The organism is Bradyrhizobium sp. WSM4873 (assembly GCF_055811355.1).
On the sequence record NZ_JBVVPS010000058.1, the window covers coordinates 1 to 17,331 of the forward strand.

18 protein-coding genes are annotated in these 17,331 nt (G+C 63.5%); 8 read left to right on the forward strand and 10 right to left on the reverse strand.

Going from position 1 to position 17,331, the window contains the following annotated elements:
• Positions 1–3: 3 nt before the first annotated feature.
• Complete coding sequence (locus tag AC0L21_RS36420; protein WP_473266682.1) at positions 4–240, reverse strand: hypothetical protein; 237 nt, start codon at positions 238–240, stop codon at positions 4–6.
• A gap of 275 nt (positions 241–515) precedes the next feature.
• Here AC0L21_RS36420 and AC0L21_RS36425 point away from each other — a divergent pair, with 275 nt between their 5' ends.
• A complete protein-coding gene (locus AC0L21_RS36425) occupies positions 516–701 on the forward strand; it encodes a hypothetical protein (RefSeq protein WP_473249472.1) in 186 nt (61 codons plus the stop codon).
• 272 nt (positions 702–973) lie between these two features.
• A complete protein-coding gene (locus tag AC0L21_RS36430) occupies positions 974–2,260 on the forward strand; it encodes an NRAMP family divalent metal transporter (RefSeq protein WP_473266685.1) in 1,287 nt (428 codons plus the stop codon).
• A gap of 158 nt (positions 2,261–2,418) precedes the next feature.
• On the opposite strand, the gene AC0L21_RS36435 is transcribed toward AC0L21_RS36430, so the two are convergent.
• Positions 2,419–2,607: a hypothetical protein gene (locus AC0L21_RS36435; RefSeq protein ID WP_473266688.1), complete on the reverse strand. Its 189-nt coding sequence runs from the start codon at positions 2,605–2,607 to the stop codon at positions 2,419–2,421.
• A gap of 170 nt (positions 2,608–2,777) precedes the next feature.
• Here AC0L21_RS36435 and AC0L21_RS36440 point away from each other — a divergent pair, with 170 nt between their 5' ends.
• A complete protein-coding gene (locus AC0L21_RS36440; protein ID WP_473266691.1) occupies positions 2,778–3,992 on the forward strand; it encodes a mandelate racemase/muconate lactonizing enzyme family protein in 1,215 nt (404 codons plus the stop codon).
• 5 nt (positions 3,993–3,997) lie between these two features.
• Here AC0L21_RS36440 and AC0L21_RS36445 read toward each other — a convergent pair whose 3' ends face one another.
• The 4 genes from AC0L21_RS36445 to rocF form a co-directional block, all read right to left on the reverse strand.
• Positions 3,998–4,294 carry a hypothetical protein gene (locus AC0L21_RS36445; RefSeq protein WP_473266695.1) on the reverse strand — a complete coding sequence of 99 codons (297 nt, stop codon included), beginning with the start codon at positions 4,292–4,294 and terminating at the stop codon, positions 3,998–4,000.
• Between the two features lie 96 nt (positions 4,295–4,390).
• Positions 4,391–4,933, reverse strand: coding sequence for a c-type cytochrome (locus AC0L21_RS36450; protein WP_473266699.1), 543 nt, complete (start codon positions 4,931–4,933; stop codon positions 4,391–4,393).
• Positions 4,920–6,182, reverse strand: coding sequence for a sulfite dehydrogenase (soxC, locus tag AC0L21_RS36455; RefSeq protein ID WP_473266701.1), 1,263 nt, complete (start codon positions 6,180–6,182; stop codon positions 4,920–4,922). The genes AC0L21_RS36450 and soxC overlap by 14 nt, the downstream gene beginning before the upstream one ends.
• 161 nt (positions 6,183–6,343) lie before the next feature.
• Complete coding sequence (rocF, locus tag AC0L21_RS36460; protein ID WP_473266703.1) at positions 6,344–7,321, reverse strand: arginase; 978 nt, start codon at positions 7,319–7,321, stop codon at positions 6,344–6,346.
• 244 nt (positions 7,322–7,565) lie between these two features.
• Here rocF and AC0L21_RS36465 point away from each other — a divergent pair, with 244 nt between their 5' ends.
• Positions 7,566–7,850 carry a hypothetical protein gene (locus AC0L21_RS36465; protein WP_473266705.1) on the forward strand — a complete coding sequence of 95 codons (285 nt, stop codon included), beginning with the start codon at positions 7,566–7,568 and terminating at the stop codon, positions 7,848–7,850.
• A 16-nt stretch (positions 7,851–7,866) separates the two neighbouring features.
• On the opposite strand, the gene AC0L21_RS36470 is transcribed toward AC0L21_RS36465, so the two are convergent.
• A complete protein-coding gene (locus AC0L21_RS36470) occupies positions 7,867–10,608 on the reverse strand; it encodes an EAL domain-containing protein (RefSeq protein WP_473266707.1) in 2,742 nt (913 codons plus the stop codon).
• A 60-nt stretch (positions 10,609–10,668) separates the two neighbouring features.
• Entirely contained in the window at positions 10,669–11,934 is a 1,266-nt protein-coding gene (locus AC0L21_RS36475) for a FecR family protein (protein WP_473266709.1), read from the reverse strand.
• Between the two features lie 130 nt (positions 11,935–12,064).
• On the opposite strand from AC0L21_RS36475, the gene AC0L21_RS36480 reads away from it, so the two are divergent.
• The 3 genes from AC0L21_RS36480 to AC0L21_RS36490 all read left to right on the forward strand — a co-directional run bounded on the left by AC0L21_RS36480 (position 12,065) and on the right by AC0L21_RS36490 (position 15,452).
• Positions 12,065–13,861 (forward strand): ShlB/FhaC/HecB family hemolysin secretion/activation protein, encoded by a 1,797-nt coding sequence (locus tag AC0L21_RS36480; protein WP_473266712.1) that lies wholly within the window; start codon positions 12,065–12,067, stop codon positions 13,859–13,861.
• 156 nt (positions 13,862–14,017) lie between these two features.
• The gene (locus AC0L21_RS36485; RefSeq protein WP_473266714.1) at positions 14,018–14,848 is read left to right on the forward strand and encodes an alpha/beta fold hydrolase; all 831 of its coding nucleotides are present in this window, start codon (positions 14,018–14,020) and stop codon (positions 14,846–14,848) included.
• Positions 14,849–15,134: 286 nt separating this feature from the next.
• A complete protein-coding gene (locus tag AC0L21_RS36490) occupies positions 15,135–15,452 on the forward strand; it encodes a c-type cytochrome (RefSeq protein ID WP_007601492.1) in 318 nt (105 codons plus the stop codon).
• A gap of 187 nt (positions 15,453–15,639) precedes the next feature.
• Here AC0L21_RS36490 and AC0L21_RS36495 read toward each other — a convergent pair whose 3' ends face one another.
• Together AC0L21_RS36495 and AC0L21_RS36500 are read right to left on the reverse strand one after the other, a co-directional pair.
• On the reverse strand, positions 15,640–15,981 hold the full coding sequence (locus AC0L21_RS36495) for a phasin (protein WP_007601491.1): 342 nt from the start codon (positions 15,979–15,981) through the stop codon (positions 15,640–15,642).
• Positions 15,982–16,111: 130 nt separating this feature from the next.
• Positions 16,112–16,297, reverse strand: a complete 186-nt coding sequence (locus AC0L21_RS36500) for a hypothetical protein (protein WP_007612798.1) — start codon at positions 16,295–16,297, stop codon at positions 16,112–16,114.
• A 590-nt stretch (positions 16,298–16,887) separates the two neighbouring features.
• Between AC0L21_RS36500 and AC0L21_RS36505 the strand changes: the two genes are divergently transcribed.
• Positions 16,888–17,244, forward strand: a complete 357-nt coding sequence (locus tag AC0L21_RS36505) for a hypothetical protein (RefSeq protein WP_473266716.1) — start codon at positions 16,888–16,890, stop codon at positions 17,242–17,244.
• Positions 17,245–17,331 lie beyond the last annotated feature (87 nt).

Sequence of the window (17,331 nt, forward strand, 5' to 3'; positions counted from 1 at the left end):
CCCCTACCCATAACCGGGGTTTTCCCTTACCCCAAACCCCGCCTTCGGTTTGGGGGGCCCCCCCCCCCCCCGCAGTTCGTCCAGGCTCTCGAGTGTGGAGATGCGCGCGGCGCGGCGGGCCAGCTCGTCGTAATTTTGCGCCACCTTGCGCAGCACGTCCCGCGTCTCGGGATATTCGCAATTGTCCGCCTTGGTGCGGAATTCTTCCGCTCGCATCCGCCAGTACCGCGGAGGGTGCATCCGCTCGGCTCCCATGGGCCACTCCCTTCGATTGGTCCAACTGTTCATGTTCGTTAATGACGAGCACGTCCGGGAGTTCCGGCGCTGACGTTCCGGCTCCGATCACACGTGCAGATTGCGCACGAACTGCAGCTGACGACGACAGCATCTCGCGGGAAAGATCGACTTTAGTTCAAATGCAGCAGGGCGGATTCGGCAGGATGCAATGGGTTCGCGCCATGCTGGAACACGTCCCTTGCGACAGACGCAACGGGGACAGCTCGGAGAGATCGTCGATGTATGTCGTCGCCGCCGCGTTGCTGGTGCTGTCGGGACTGTTCTACTCCGCGAGCCATCACGAGATCGGCTCGTTCGGCGTCACCATGTGCACCTATGGAGGTGCGTTCTGCGACAACCCGCTGATCGTCTTTTCCGGCGCAGCGCTGGCCGGCGCCTGGGGCATGTTCGTCAGCATCAAATAGTCCGACCGCACGCGCTCAGGGGACAAACGTCTCGCCGGTGTCCGTGCGCGGACTTCGACGGCCGGCCATGGCGGGCCGCTCGCGCTCGGGATGCGCGCATCCGCTGCACCCGGTTCTTGGATGATGCAGTTATACAGGTGTTTTGCCCGACGAGTCAAACGGAGATTCGCTTTATCAGAAAACAAGCGAGACGCCCGTTACCCCGCGCCCGGGAACCTTGTTCCCGCATTAGCATTTGTGAAGGACGCGCCCCGACCGAGACCGCTCCTGCCATGGCCGACAGTGCCCTCACCCCGACGAAATCCGCGCCGACGCTGTTGCAGAGGCTGGGGCCGGGTCTCGTCACCGGGGCGGCCGACGACGATCCGTCCGGCATCGCCACCTATTCGCAGGCCGGCGCGCAATTCGGTTACGGACTGCTCTGGACGGTGTTTCTGACCACACCGTTCATGATCGCCATCCAGCTCGTCAGCGCCCGGATCGGCCGCGTCACCGGCAAGGGGCTGGCCGCCAACGTGATGCAGATCGCGCCGCGCTGGGCGGTGCTGTCGCTCGTCGCCATGCTCGTCGCCGCCAACACCTTCAACATCGCCGCCGACATCGCCGCGATGGCGGAGGCGCTCTCGCTCGTGATCGGCGGCCTCAACCACGAGCACGCGCTGATCTTCGCGGCGGGCTCGACCCTGCTGCAGGTGTTCCTGCCCTATCGGCGCTATTCGCCGGTGCTGAAATTTCTCACCCTGGCGCTGTTCGCCTATGTCGCGACCGCCTTCACCGTCAAGATCCCGTGGAGCACGGCGCTGCTCGCGGCGGTGTGGCCGAAGACGAATGTCAGCGCCGACTATTTCATGATGGTCGTCGCCGTGCTCGGCACCACGATCAGCCCGTATCTGTTCTTCTGGCAGGCCTCGCAGGAGGTGGAAGAGATGAACCAGGGCAAGCGCGACAAGCCGCTGCGCGAGCTGAAGCGCGGCGGCAGTCCGGAGCTGGCGCGCATCCGGGCCGACACCCTCTCCGGCATGCTGCTCTCCAACGGCATCGCCTTCTTCATCATCCTCACCACCGCGTCGGTGCTGCACGCGAATGGCGTCACCAACATCAATTCGGCGACGGAGGCCGCCGAGGCGCTGCGGCCGCTCGCCGGCGACTTCACCTTCGCCCTGTTCGCGACCGGCATCATCGGCACGGGACTGCTCGCAATTCCGGTGCTGGCGGGCTCGGCCGCTTACGGCGTGGCAGAGATCTTCGGCTGGCGCGCGACGCTGGAGGCGAAGCCCGACGAGGCGGTCGGCTTCTACACCATCATCGCCGCGGCAACCATCATCGGCTTCGGTCTGGGGTTCACCGGCATCGATTCGATCCACATGCTGGTCTGGAGCGCCGTGCTCAACGGCATCGTCGCCGTTCCGATCATGGCCATGATGATGCTGATCGTCTCGAGCAAGGCGATCATGGGTCGCTTCAAGGGCCGGTCATGGCTCGTCGCGCTGGGCTGGCTCGGCACCGCGTTGATGGCGCTGGCCGTGCTCGCTCTGCTCGGCTCGTCCGCGATCGGCTGACCAGCTAGCCTTTGACTAGCCTTGCGACAAGGCTGCCGATATCTGCGAGGCGATGACGAGGGCCGCGAAGACGGCCGGCACGCTGATGAAGCGCAGGAATTGGTCGATCGAAAGCATCGCTGTCTCCCCCAAGACAAAAAAAGAATAAGCCCGCCGCGCTATTCCACCCCGTGCCCGGCGTGCTGATCGGCCGTCAGAAACTGATCGGAAAATGGCGGCTCACCCATCGTGAGCAGCGCCAGGATCGAAATCACAGCCAGAAATTTCATGGCCGGAGGGTCGATCCCGATTGTGGCCAAAAACGTCACAGCATGGTGCCTTTTCAGGACGATCCCGGGCAACATCATGGCTGTCCCCACCGGATTCCCCGGGTCTTCCCGACAGAATGGCCGGAAGGGGCTTCCCGGCGCACCTCACCAGGCTTCACTGCGCAGGGCCGTTAGCCTAACAATTGTGGCTGGAGCCGGGCTTGCGAGCCGGCCAAAGAAAAAAGCCCAGCCGGGCGACAGGGAGCGACATGACCAAATCGTCGAAAGCAATAAGCCTCGAGATTCTCGCCTGCGACGCCGGCTGGAGAAACTACCACTTCCTCAAGCTGACGACCGAGGACGGCATCGTCGGCTGGAGCGAGTTCGACGAGGGCTTCGGCTCGCCGGGTGTCGGTGCTGCGATCCAGCGCCTGTCCGCCCGCGTCGTTGGGCAGAACGTTTTCCGCCACGAGCGCATCTACGCCGAACTGTTCGCGGCCACGCGTCCCGCCGCCGGCGGCGTGGTGGCGCAGGCGCTCGGCGCGATCGAGAATGCGCTGCTCGATGCCAAGGCGAAGTGTCTCGGTGTGCCGTGCTACGAACTGCTCGGCGGCAAGATCCGCGACCGTGTCAGGGTCTATTGGTCGCATTGCGCGACGTGGCGGATCAATCATCCGTCCTGGTACAAACCGCCGATCGAGAACCTCGACGGCGTCAAGGCAATGGGACGCGAGGTCCGCGAGAACAAGTTCACCGCGCTCAAGACCAACATTTTCTCCTACGACGACGGCAAGCCAACCGGTTGGCGACCGGGCTTCGGCTCGCCCTTCGCCCCCGAAATCAACGTCGATCGCAAGATCCTGCGCGACCTGCGCATGCATCTGGAAGCGATCCGCGACGGTGCAGGCCCTGATGTCGACATCCTGCTAGACTGCAACTTCAACGCCAAGACCGAGGGATATCTGGAGATCCTGCGCACCATTGCGGACCTCGACATGTTCTGGATCGAGATCGACAGTTTCAATCCAGAAGCGCTCGGTTACATCCGCAGGCAAAGTCCGCATCCGATCTCGTCCTGCGAGACGCTATTGGGCTTGCGGGAATTCCTGCCCTATTTTCGCGAGCAGGCCGTGGACGTCGCAATCATCGACACGCCCTGGAACGGCGTCTGGCAGTCGATGAAGATCGCGGCCGCCGCGGAAGCGTTCGAAGTCAACGTTGCCCCGCACAATTTCTACGGCCATCTCTGTTCGATGATGAACGCGCATTTTTGCGCCGCCGTGCCGAACCTGCGCATCATGGAGATCGACATCGATCGCCTGGCGTGGGACCGCGAGCTTTTCACGCATGAGCCTGAAATTCAGAACGGCCATCTGGTCATTCCGGACCGGCCCGGCTGGGGCACCGATCCGAACGAGGAAGCCCTTCGCGCGCATCCGCCGAAGACCAGTGGCGGATTGCTCAACTACGGTCGCAAGAACTAGACGTCTTACGGCGTCACTGGATTGACGGTCGGGGACGTCTTTGGCCCCGGCCGCGCCGGCTCGATCGGTGATTTCGGTTCGGTCGGGAGAATTTTGGCACCTGCGGCGCGCGCGGCTTCACCCGTGGTTGCGTACATTGCGACGTGGGCGGGCTGCGTCTTGGCCCGATTCCATGGTCCGTGATCGACGATGAGCATCGCAGCAATCGTCACCGCGGCCACAATCAACGCGATCACGCCGGGATGGCGAAGCGCTGAGGACATGGAATTTGCGAAGCGGTCCGTTGCCATCGTGGAACCCATAGGTTTTCCTCTCGCAGGTTAATGCAATCGGGTCCTGCGAGTTCCGCCCTTGGCCAACGCAAGTTCCAAGCGGGGAACCTGAGCGCCACAAGGCCTTCAGTGTTTCACATCCGGCCGGGTATCGCCGACGAACCGGTCGCGGTTCGGCATTTTGACGGCCGCAAGCGATTTGGCATCGAGCGTCGCATCCGCTTCTATCAGTCCATTCAGGTTCAGGATGTACGCGGAGACCGCATAAACCTCCTCATCGCTTAACGATTGCGGCGCGTTCTGCGGCATCGCGCGGCGGATGTAGTCGAACAGCGTCGGCGCATACGGCCAATAGCTACCGACCGTGCGGATCGGCTTTGGCGTTGCGATCGTGCCCTGCCCACCGACGAGCCGGTCACCGAGCCCGCCCTCGCCCTTGTCGCCGTGACATGATGCACATTGCTGGGCGAACACCTCGCGCCCATGGCTGACCGAGCCGCTTCCCTTCGGCAGATTGCTGCCGTCGCGTCCGATGTCGATATTCCAGCCCGCGATCTCCGCAGCTGTCGCGGGGCGTCCGAGGCCGTACAGGCTTTGTGCTTGCGCTCCGCTCGCGAACGCACACAGCAAGATGACGACAGCAATGCCGCAAGTCTCACGCCAGCGCATTGGTCACCTCGCCGTCGGCCGCGATGCGCCACGGCCAGATCGCGTTGTTGTGGTAGAAATAGTTCTCGCCGCGCACCGCGAGCAACTCAGAGAGCGTCGGCTGCACATAGCCGGTCTCGTCGATGGCACGGCTCTGAATCACGGCGGGCTTGCCGTCCCATCGCCACGGCAAACGGAAGCGCGTGAGAGCACGCGTCAGCACCGGCTCCTGCAATTGCGCGCTTTGCCAACTTTTTCCCTCGTCGACGGACACTTCGACGCGCGCGATCTTGCCATGCCCGCTCCAGGCGATGCCGGTGATCTCGTGGAAGCCGGGCGCGCTCAGACGTTGGCCGCCGGAGGGCCGTGTGATGATCGACTTCGCCTCCATGTAGAACGAAAATTCACGCGCGGTGCCGTCCGGCAGAAGGTCGGTGTATTTCGAGGTCTCCTCGCGCGAATAAACCGGCTCAGCCGCCACATGCAGGCGGCGCAGCCACTTCACGCTCATATTGCCCTCGAAGCCCGGCAGGAACAGCCGCAGCGGATAGCCCTGCTGCGGGCGCAGCCGCTCGCCGTTCTGGCTGTAGACCAGCATGGCGTCCTCTAGGCATTTCTCGATCGGGATGCTGCGGGTCAGTGCAGCCGCGTCGGCGCCCTCGGCAACAACCCATTTGGCTTCCGGCTTCAGCCCGGCCTCTTGCAGCACCAGCTTGAGGCTGACGCCGGTCCATTCTGCACAACTCACCAGACCCACGAGGTCCGACGCTGTCTTGCCGTATGGCTTGGTGTAGCCGGGATTGCCGGAGCATTCGAGAAAGTGGACGCGCGATTCCGACGGGAAACGCCTGAGATCATCCATTGTGAAGATCAGCGGGCGCTCGACCAGCCCATGCAACATCAACCGGTGCTGGGCCGGATCGATGGTGGGAACGCCGCCGTGATGACGCTCATAGAAAAGGCCGTTCGGCGTAATGATGCCATCGAGCTCTTGCAACGGCGTCCGGCTGGAGGCAGAGATGTACTGCTTGAGAGTCTTCGAGATGTTCTTGACAACTCCCTTCTCGAACAGCGATGGCGCGCCATAGAGCTGGCCCCCCGTCGGCTCGCCCGGCGCCTTCATCCATTCGGGAATGTTGGGTGGAAGGTTGTCGGTCCCTGCGGCAGCCGACGCGCGTGCGCCCAGCACGGTACCACCCGCCACCGCAGCACCGCCGCGCAGAAAGCGGCGGCGAGTCGTCCCCGCGGGTTTGTCGAACGTTCTACTCATTTGCGGATCCTCGGCTGAAGCGCGATCCGCATGAAACATTCTGCGACGAGCATTTGCAATTCGCACCTGTTTCAAAAACAGGCGATTTCCATCTGGACTGATCTAAATCCGGTGGCGGCGACGGCAGTTCTCTTCTTCGCGATGCACAAACGGCTCGTCCGTCACTCGCCCGGCGCGATCGCATTGCTCGGGGTCGGCCGGTCGGCGATCTGCTGGCCGAACAGGCTGCCGATCAGTTCGACCGCGGTGCGCGCGGTGCGGCCGCGCTCGTCGAGAAACGGATTGAGCTCGACGATGTCGACTGACCCGACCACGCCGGAATCGTGCAGGAGCTCCATGATCAGATGCGCCTCACGATAGGTCGCGCCGCCCGGCACTGTCGTGCCCACGCCCGGTGCGACGCAGGGGTCGAGAAAATCGACATCGAAGCTGACATGCAGTACGCCGTTGCTGGCCCTGACACGCTCGATGACGCGGCGGATCAGCACGGCGACGCCGAACTCGTCGATCTGGCGCATGTCGACAACCCTGATCCGGCGCGTGCGCATCAACTCCTTTTCGAGCTTGTCGATTGAGCGCGCGCCGAATAGGTCGAGCCTGTCGGGATCGATCGGGGCGCGCGGATCATCGCCGAGCAATCCGTCAAGGCCGGGTTCGCCGCACAGGAATGCCGCCGACATGCCGTGCATGTTGGCGGTGATCGTCGTCGCCGGCGTGTTGTAGTCGGCATGGGCATCGAGCCAGAGCACGAATAGCTCGCGTCCGCGCTCCTGCCAGTGGCGGGCCATGGCATTCACCGATCCCATCGACAACGTGTGATCGCCGCCGAGAAAAATCGGCAGCGCGCCGGTTTTCGCGATCTCGTAACCTCTGCGGCTCAGCACGCGCGTCCAGCGCTGGATTTCGCGGTAGTGATTGGCTTTGTCCGGGGGCCTGTCTGCGAGGTCCCGGAGCTCGGCCACCGAGAGATCGCCGTAATCGACGACCTCGAAATCCAGGCTCTCGAGCAATGTCGCAAGGCCGGCGGTGCGGAGCGCCGCAGGGCCCATCAGGGTACCGCGCTGCGAAGCCCCCATGTCGATGGGAGCGCCGAGCAAGGCGATGCGCCGGGCTCGATCAGTCGTGGTCGGGTCGGTCACAGCTGTCTCCCGAGATCAGCAAGATTGAGCCAGCCTAACAGAGATTCGCATCCGTCGTTTCACGGGGAAGGTCCGCGCTGGGGACGCCTCGTCTCGGAACAAAATCCGGCGCGCCGAATTGCTCATTCAAGGCCGGTACCCGCCGTCAAAACCACGGCGCCTGTCGCGGATAGCCAAAGGTCATGCGACCCGCTGTTCAGAACGAGCGCTCGCGCGGATAGCCAAAGGTATCGGCCTCCGTCACATGATCAGCCTGGAGGTCGCGCACTTGAGCACGGAGATCCCGCAGTCCACCTCACATCCCGGCATGGCCGAGCGCGCCATCGATGCCGCGACGGACGTATCCCGCACCATCGGTGAAGTCGCAGGTGGCCTGCATGCAGCTGTCGACCGCGTGACCTCCGCTATCGACGAAGCGAGGAAACCGGGCCGCCCCCTCGCGACCGTCGCTGCAATCACGCGCGAAGCGCCGCTCGCCAGCCTGTTCGTTGCTTTCCTGTTCGGGGTCGCGGTCGCGCGGCGGCGCTAGAATTGAGCGGGCCCGTTCAGGCGGCACTGACGGCGACGCACTCGGCTGCGAGGAATTGCCGCTCGAATGCCTCCGCCGGCATCGGACGGCCGAAGAAATAGCCCTGGCCTTCCTCGCATCCCATGCTCACCAGGAAGTCGGCCGTAGCGCGATTCTCGATGCCTTCGGCCACGACCGTCAGTCCGAGCTGTTTGCTGAGGCCGATGGTCGACCCGACGATCGCGGCATCGTCGGAATTCGCGAGCAGTCCGAGCACGAACGACCGGTCGATCTTGAGCCCATCGAGCGGAAACTTCTTCAAATAGCTCAGGCTCGCATAGCCAGTGCCGAAATCGTCGAACAGGACGCGGACGCCGAGCTGCTGGATGCGTTTGAACATGTCGAGCACGCGGGCTTCGTCGTGAAGCAGGATGTCTTCGGTAACCTCGAGTTCGAGCAGCGACGGCGTGAGCCCCGTCGCTTCGAGCATTTCCGCAACCGAATGCGCGAGGTCGCCGGAGTGGATCTGCGAGGGCGACAAATTGATCGCGACGCGCACTCTGTCGCCGGACAATTCCCAGACGCGTGCCTGTCGGCAGGCGGTCTCCATCACCCAGTTTCCGATCCGCTCAGACAGGGCTGAGCTATTGACCACCGGCATGAACTCTCCCGGCGAAACGTAGCCGCGCACGGGGTGCCGCCAGCGGATGAGAGCTTCGGCGCCGACCAGGCTCGCGTCGATCAGGCGAACCTGCGGCTGGTAGAACAGCTCGAACTCGCCGCGATCGGCGGCGAGCGCCAATTCACTCTCCAGCGTCAGCCGGTTCTCGAGCTCCTGCCGGATCGCGCTCTCGAAGACCACATAACCGCCGCGCCGCGTCAGCTTTGCCTTGGTCAGCGCAAGATGACCGTTGCTCAGGAGATCGTCGGCGCTGTGTCCGCCTTCCGGATGGACGGCGACGCCGACGCTGATCCTGACGCGGTGCTGCCGCGTGCTGGTCGCAAGCGGCGCTTCGAACGCGCGCGCGATGCGCCCGGCGAACTCTGCGATCGGCTCGTCGCTGTCGCCGCCTTTGCGCGCAATGGCGAATTCGTCTCCGCTAAGCCGGGCAACGACAGCGCCGTCGCGCGCCTCGGTTTTCAGGCGCCCCGCGACCGCCTGCAGCACGAGATCTCCGGCGGAATGGCCGAGCATGTCGTTGATGCTCTGGAAGCCGTCGAGCCCGATCACGAGTAGCGCGACCTCGCAAGGGCGTTGCCCCGCATCGGCGATCATGTCGACCAGTCCGGCATGCAGCGTGTTGCGGTTGGCAAGACCGGTTAGCGCGTCGTACTCGGCGAGGTATCTGACGCGTTCGGCCTCGCGCTTACGGACCGAGATATCGCGGAGGATCGCTCCGTACTGGAAGCCGTCCGTTCCCTGCCAGCCTGAGAAGCTCGCCTCGACCGGAAAAATTTCACCGTTCTTGCGCCGTCCTTCGAATTCAACGACGACCGCCCCGCCGGGAACCAGGAGGGCCTGGCGTGCGGCGTCGCGCATGGACGGCCTCGCGTCACCGTCCACCGACACGGCGCACAGCGTTTCGAACGGGCGGCCGATGATCTCGGCGGGCATATAGCCGAAGATCGCACTGGCGCCGGGATTCCACACGGTGATCAGCTGACCCTCATCGGTGCAGACGAGGCCATCGCCGAGCGACATCGCAATACGATGAAAGCGGCTTTCGGCGATGCGCCCCAAGAGACCGCGGAAATCGATTTCGTCGAGTGCAACCGCCGTCAGATAAGCCACAATCGCGATGTGGAACAGCGATGTGTCGATGATGAACGGCCATCTTGCTTGCACGAGGACCGCAACCAGCTCGAAGACCGCCCCGGCCGAGATCAGGATTGCGACGCGAATTCCCGGTCCGAGGCGGCGCCACGAATACACCATCAGCAGGCAGACCACAGCGAGACCCAGGATCATGCCGGTATCGGAGGTCCAGCGCAGCATCCGGCTCTGGAGGATCGATTCCGCTGCCAGCGCCTGGAGGATGGGTCCGGAGATGATGCGGCCATTTGGAACGCTGAAGCGGTCGCCGAGTTCGAGCGCCGTCGCACCAACGATGACCTTCTTGTCTCTCAGCCTGTCGAGAGCGGCGGTTTCGCCGCGAAGCACGTCGACATAGGAGACACTCGGAACGGAGCTCGCCCGAATACTGAAATCGATCAGGAACGGCGGCCGCCGATTGGCGTCCTGCCCGGCCAATACGACGGCCATCGACGGCATCAAGGCATCGCCCAGCTTCTCGCCGAACGGATATCGGCGAACGAGCCCGTCGGATTCGATCGCGACATTGACCAGCGCCGGCCACGACTGGTTGCTGAACGGCTTCAGGGGGCGGTTGATGTGAGCTGCGCCGCCATTCGGCGCCGGCTGCTTGAAGGACGGCAGGATCGTCGAGCCGCCGACGTCACGCAATGCGTTCACGAAGGCCTCGTCGGAGGCTGGATCGGATGGCGAGCTGAAATCGACGTCGAAAGCGATGTCCTGCGCCCCCGCGGCCTCTAATCTGTGCAACAGTTCCGCGTGCAGCCGGCGCGGCCAGGGCCATACCCCGATCTGGTCGATCGAGGGCGCATCGATGGCTACCACAACGACGTTGCCGCTCGCGGCACGCGATTGCCAAGTGAACCGCAGGTCGGTCAGCGCGTTGCGAAGCGCACCATGCCACCCCGTGGACAGCACGATCGCCAGCGCGGTCACGACTAGAATATGCGGACGATAGCGCTTCACTCCGATCCTCCCGCGCACCCGCTTCTGCAGGTACGCCCCCTCATCCCCTAAGAAATCGCCTCAGTGCTTGTTGTGGCCAAACGCATTGCCGTGACCATTGCTGCCGTTGCCGCCGCCATTCCCGTTGCCGTTACCGTTGTTACCCCTGCCGTTACCGGTGGCACCGTTGTTGCCGTTACCCTCGCCGGAATTGCCGTTACCGGAGTTGCCCTTGTCCGGTTTGGTCTTGCCACCGGAGTCTCCGCTGCCGGCCCCAGAGCCGTCGCTGGACGCACCGGCCGTGGTCGCGGCTATTGTCGTGCTCGCAGCCGACGAGCTGGTGCTGCCAGCCGTCACGCCGCTGCTCGTCGTGACCGCAGTCTGGACGGTGCTGTTGGACGCCGTCGTGCTCGCTTTCGAGTCGCTCCAAACCGTCTCGGTGCTGGCGTGCGCGTTGCGCACCTGTCCGGCGGCACCGCCGCCGTGGGCGAGCCCGTGCGTGACCTTGTGGACGTTCAGCTTGACCTCGCCGAGCGAGTTCGAGATCCGCACGACGCCAGGCTTTGCAGCACTGCCCTTGGACGCGTGAGCTCCGGCCGCCTGTTGCGATGGCTTGAGCGCGCGGGCCGCCTTGGTGCCCTTATCGATTGGACCGAGCGCGTGGATCGTATGGCCGTTCGCGGCGTTGCGCGGGGCCGACAGGCCTGATTTCGGCACGGGGACGCGCTCGATGCTCGAGGCGCGCGGCTTGCCGTGCTCGATTGGGTTGAAGGTGCCGGAGCCGCTCAGAGAGAGGCCGGGCTTGCCATGCTCGAAGACGGTGGCGGCCTGCCCCGGCAGGACCTGGGCGATCTGTCCGGTCTTGAAGTCGGAGACCTCGACCTGGCCGCGAAGCACGCCGACCTTGGTGCTGCCCGCGCCCACCGTGACGCTGAACTGGGTCCCCTTGACCACGGCGGCGAGATAGGGCGTCTCGACCTCGAAATGCTTGACGTTGCGCTTCTCGACCTCGAGCAGGATCGAACCTGCCCGCTGGATGATGGTAGTCGAGAGGCCCTCCTTGCTCTCGGTCGGCAAGCCGACCACCGAGTTGGGAGAGATCAGGATCGTCTCCTCGCCGCGGACGAGCAGCACGCGGCCATTACGTCCGGTGCGAATGGTGTCGCCGGGCTTGAGCGCCTCCTGCTGACTTAAAGACACTTGCTGAGCGCCGCTGGTGGCCACCCAGACCTCGCCGGTGGCCTTGCCGACCGACCAGACGCCGTCGTCCGCGGCGGATGCGCCCGAGGCCGTTCCCACGATCAGCGCAGCCGCGAAGGCGCACCGCATTCCAATCTTGTTGAGCATGACGATCCTCAGTCCGCGTTACAGCCGGCCTTGAGGGGTATCCGAAATCACTCAACATAGGATTATCGGGAAGCGGCCAGCGGAGCGGTCGCGTTAACGGTTCATTGACCATAAAAAACTATGAAAAATCATGTGGCTAACGAACCCTTACCGCTTCACGGGCACATCTCCGTCAAACTACGGGGACAGGCGCGTTGCGCCCGCAGGGAAGCGGCATGTCGTTACCACAATGGTGCTGTTGGCACCGTTTTTCGCCGGAGTTCCTCAGGCTTTCGCGCAGCAGGCGAACCAGCCGGGCTTCGATCCGCGCCAACCAGAGAAATATTTTGAAAACCAAACCGAGCGGGAATCCCTGAGACGTCCTCCGGTCAGACTCCCGACAGTCGGTCAGCCCAACACCGGCGGCGATACCAAGCCTCAGTTCGTGCTGCGCGGCATCAACGTCAGCGGAGCCCGGGCCGTTTCCCCCGATCGCATCGCCGCGGTCTACCAGCCCTATGTCGGCAAGAAGGTTTCGCAGGCGGATCTCGCCGCGATCGCCGGCGCGATCAGCGATCTCTACCGCGCCGATGGTTTTCACTTGAGCCGTGCGATCGTGCCGCCGCAGGACATTGCCGACGGCCTGCTCCGGATCCAGGTGATCGAAGGCGCCATCGTGCAGACCGAGCTGAAAGGTGATGGCGCCGAGCAGTTCGGCGTGAGACCGATGCTTGGGCCGGTTCTGGCTGAGCAACCGTCGCGCCTGGCAACGCTGGAACGTCAGCTCTTTCTCGTCAACGGCAGACCTGGTCTCCGGATCACCGATACCGCACTGGAGGAGATCGGCGGTGCAACCGGCCGCTTCCGCCTCATCGTCTATTTGAAGACCTGGCACGTCTTCTCGTCGTTCGGTCTGGACAATCTCGGCTCATCATCAGTCGGTCCGTGGCAGACCTATGCGATCGGCGCGTTCAACTCCTATCTCACGCCCGGCGACACGCTGGCGGTCAACCTGTCGACCATCGCCAACGACCCCCGCCAGCTTGGCTTCGCACGGCTGTCCTACGATGCACCCGTCGGCGTCGACGGCGTGCGTCTTGGCGGGTCCGTCCTATACAGCGCGGTCAGGCCGGGCGATGCGCGCCGCCTCGACAGCGACATCACCACGACCGAGGCGTTCGAGCTGCGTGCCAGCGTCGTCCCATTGCAGTCGCAATCCTCCTCGCTGACCCTGACCGCGGCGACGACCTTCAGCAACGTGTCCGAGCATGACCTTTACGGCGCCTGGTACAACGACCACATCAGGACCGCGAGCCTGACCGCCGACTACCGGCTCCAGGATCATTTCGGCGGCACCAATTTCGCGACGCTGACCTACCGCCAGGGCCTCGACATCTTCGGTGCCTCGCATTTCGACGACGACCTGTTGTCGCGCGATGGCGCGTCATCGAACTTCTCGGTGCTGAACCTCTGGTTCACGCGCTACCAGACGCTCAACGACGTCTGGTCGCTCAAGCTCTCCGCTGCGAGCCAGACGGCGTCACGGCCGCTGTTCACCTCGCAGCAATTCTATCTCGGCGGCGCTGCCTTCGGGCGCGGCTATGGCGCAGCCGAAATCAGCGGCGACAACGGTCTTGCCGGCTCCCTCGAACTGCGCTTCGACCAGAAGCTCAATTTCCGCTACTGGACCGGCTATCAGCTCTATGCCTTCGGTGACGCCGGCGCCGTCTGGAACCACGGTTACCGCCTGAGCGAGGGCCTGTCGCTGACCTCGGCCGGAGCTGGCGTGCGGTTCTTCCTGCCGGACGATTTCCAGGCCGATCTCGGCGTGGCCGTCCCCCTGAGCTACCGGGCGCCCGACAACGAGCGCCGCAGCCCGCGCTTCCTGTTTACTCTGTCAAGCGCGTTGCGGCTCTGCTCCGAACGCGGCAAGGGCGGTTGTCTGTAAACCCCTTCTCCTTCGCGCTGTGGCCCCCGGCATGCGGCCCTTTTTGGGCCGTGCCACACAGACTTGCCTAAATTTAATCCCGTAACCTGCTCACGATCGCTCGATCCGGGAGTTCCCAATGGCCATGTTCAGTCAAAAGTGATTTGAGACGGAACCATGAAAAAGGTGTTTGCAGTTCTGGCGTTTCTCTGCGTCCTCGGCGTTGGCCAGTATTTCGTCGTCAGCCGGTTCGCGATCCGCCATGAGGTCTTGACCCTGTTCGACGCCGCCCGCCAGCGGCCGATTGCCGTCGAAATCGCTGTACGGCGCGATTACGAGACCAAGGCCAATCTCGGCCTCTGGAAGCTCCCGCTCGCCATCATCAGCAACGGCAATACCGTCAAAGCCACCGAATATTCCTTCCTCGCCAACGTGCTCGCCGCACGTGGTTATCTCGTCGCCAGCATCCAGCAGGATCTGCCGAGCGATCCGCCGCTGATGACCAAGGCCGGCCAGCAATATGTCGGCCGGCGCGAGGTCTATATTCGCTGCGAGGCCAACATCCTCTTCACCTTGGGCGAGTTGAAGCGGCGGCAGGAGAACGCCGACTACGACCACATCACGCTCGTCGGGCATTCCAACGGTGGCGACGTTTCGATGTATGTCGCCCATCAGCACCCGGAGCTGGTGTCGAAAGTGATCACGCTCGACAATCTGCGGGTGCCTTTCGTGCTTAGCGACCACATGAAGATCCTGTCGTTCCGCTCGAAGGATCCGCATTTCGTAACCGATCCCGGCGTGCTGCCGACGCCAGAAGAGGCCAAGGCGCGCGGAATCGACATTGTCCACACTGGCGCACAGCATACCGAGATGAGCGATCGCGGTCCCGATGCTGTCAAAGAGAAGATCCAGGCGACACTCGACCGCTTCCTGCGCGACAGCGCCAGCAGCGCGCTCGCCCCGGCCGATACACGAAGCCCGATGATCATGAACCCCGGCGACTATTAGTCCGGCCCCTTTGCGGCAGATCAAGGCTGCCGCGAGCCGGCCACGATAGAAAGGGCCTCGCCATCTCGGAGAGGCACGTGTCGCACTCCATCGAAAACCTTGAAAGACTCGATACGACAAGCTTTGCCCTGCCTGCGGCAAGGACGCCGAGATTCGTCCGGCATCTCTATCGTTCGGCTCGCAAGCTGCTGCGGTCGATCATCGCCCGCATCGACCTCTCGCAGTTTCCGGGTTCGTGCTGCGGATGAGGACGGCGTCGCTAGCAAACAACACACAGGGTTGCTCTATGCACCGGCATTTGAGACGAATTTGCCTGCTGGTTGCCGTGGCCTCGAGCGTGGGCACGTCGTCCGCTCTCGCCGCCGATGCAGATCACGGCGCCGACCTTGCGAGGCGCTGGTGCGCCAGCTGCCATGTCGTGGCGAACGGCCAAACCCAGGCGAGCGCCGACGTCCCCTCTTTCGTGTCCGTTGCGCGCAGGCCTGACTTCAGTTCGGAAAGGCTCGCCTTTTTCCTGCTAGACCCGCACCCGAAGATGCCGAATTTCCCCTTGAGCCGGATCGAAGCCGGCGATATCGCGGCTTACATCGCATCGCTGCGTTAGCAGAGCGATCGATCCGTCAAGACACCTGCGACAGATGCAAATCCCTGCTGAGAACCGCCAAGGATCAGCGGAAATGATGATGGGCGGCGAATGAGGTCCATTCGACGACCCATCATCGACCGGTACCAGGGCGGATATTCACGCCTTGCAAGTCCAATCTGTGGACGCGCCGTGAACACACCGAGAATTAGGACTTGCCCTTCCCCGGTTGCATCAGACTGCCGGTCATCTGGCGCATGTGGTCTCCGGCACTGGTGAACTGGCTGCGCAGGAAATCCGATTGGATTCGCATCGCCTCCTGAAGGTCGGTGGCATGGACGAGCTTGCGGGCATGCTCGAATGCCGACTTCATGTTCTGCTCGGTGAAAGCGAGCGCCTGCTTCGACACATCCGCCCCCGCGCCCGGAACGGTCGTCATCGATTTGGTGGCGGCTTCGAAAAACATCCCGAATGCCTTTTCCGCCTGGTCAATCGTCTTCTCGGCCAGGTCGCGCAGTTCGGCCGGAACTTCGAGCTTCGGTTCGATCATGGTCGCACTCCTCCCGTTTTCAGAACTGAATACCACACTTGCCGGATCGCCTGCCAGCGTCCAGCCCGGGGAAGACGTAGCCCGACGGCCGGCTCTGGCAGGAAAACGTAAGGCCGGCGCGCAGGCTGGCTCAGGACAGGGGGTGTTCGGGAAGGGTTTCTTCGGTGGCGAGGTCTTCGACGAGCTTGATGACCTCGAAACGCTGCCGGGGCGCAAGCTTCAGAAACGCGCGGAGCAGCCGCAGGCTTTCGACGGTGCCGCTTGCAGGCGCGCCGAGCTTGAGGTGCAGCTCAGCTGCGAAATTGAGGTTCTTCATCTCGCACCTATGACAAGCATCGGACTTCGTGATCCAACATCGAGGCCCCAACTAACAACCAAACGCCAGAACCGGATGCCATAACCGGATGCTATGGCGACGGCGCGCCTTTCGGCCCGGGGGAAGCCCGTGTGTTCGCACGCCAAGCCACATGTGCAAACGCGCACACCTGAACAGGTTGCAACTATGTCAAGAAACAACCCCTCCGGCAAGCCTAACAGTTGGCGCAGCGATGCTTCGTCTGCATCGCACCACGGCAATTCCGGATAACAGGAATATGGCCCGCCGTCACCCACCTGCGTCAAGAAGTGTCATCGATCAGGCATACAGCCTCGGTCGCCGTCAATCGATGCTGCGTTTCGTGTTGTTTCGGATGTGAATGGACGTTGGTGGACGCGAACTAGTGCTTCTTGAGCGTATACACGTAATTGTTGAGTCCGGCGTCGGCGGTTGTATCGTCGACGAAATATGCGTCGTGAACCGTTTTCGAGGAGCAAACGACAAAGCGGTGGCGAAACAGTCACGCAGATCACGGGCGCCGTGGCCGATGCATTGATCGATTCAGGCGCCCAGCACCAAAGGACGACGGTATGTTTTCTCGCTGCGATCTCATCAAGGGCGCCGCAGTCGCGCTTCTCACCTTCTCGATACAAGGCGCGTGGGCGCAGGAGACCAGGATGAACCTGTTCAAGATCGTCACCATCAAGGACGAAATCGTCGTCGGATTGTCGACGGAGGAGCTTCAGGCGCTCGGCGGCAACGATGCCAGCGCCGTTGCACACGCGTTGGCGCAGAAGGGCGATCTCACCGTCTGGCAGTACAACGTGCATCGCGGTCCGAACGGCGAATTGCAGCAGGCGCCGACGGCCAGAATCGGGCTTTTGGCCAACGCCTCGCTCCGGGTCGAGCCCTATGCCACGACCTACCAGATCCTGCCGCATCCCTAAGCAGCAGACCGGTGGGGGGGGGGGGGGGGGGGGGGGGGGGGGGGGGGGGGGGGGGGGGGGGGGGGGGGGGGGGGGGGGGGGGGGGGG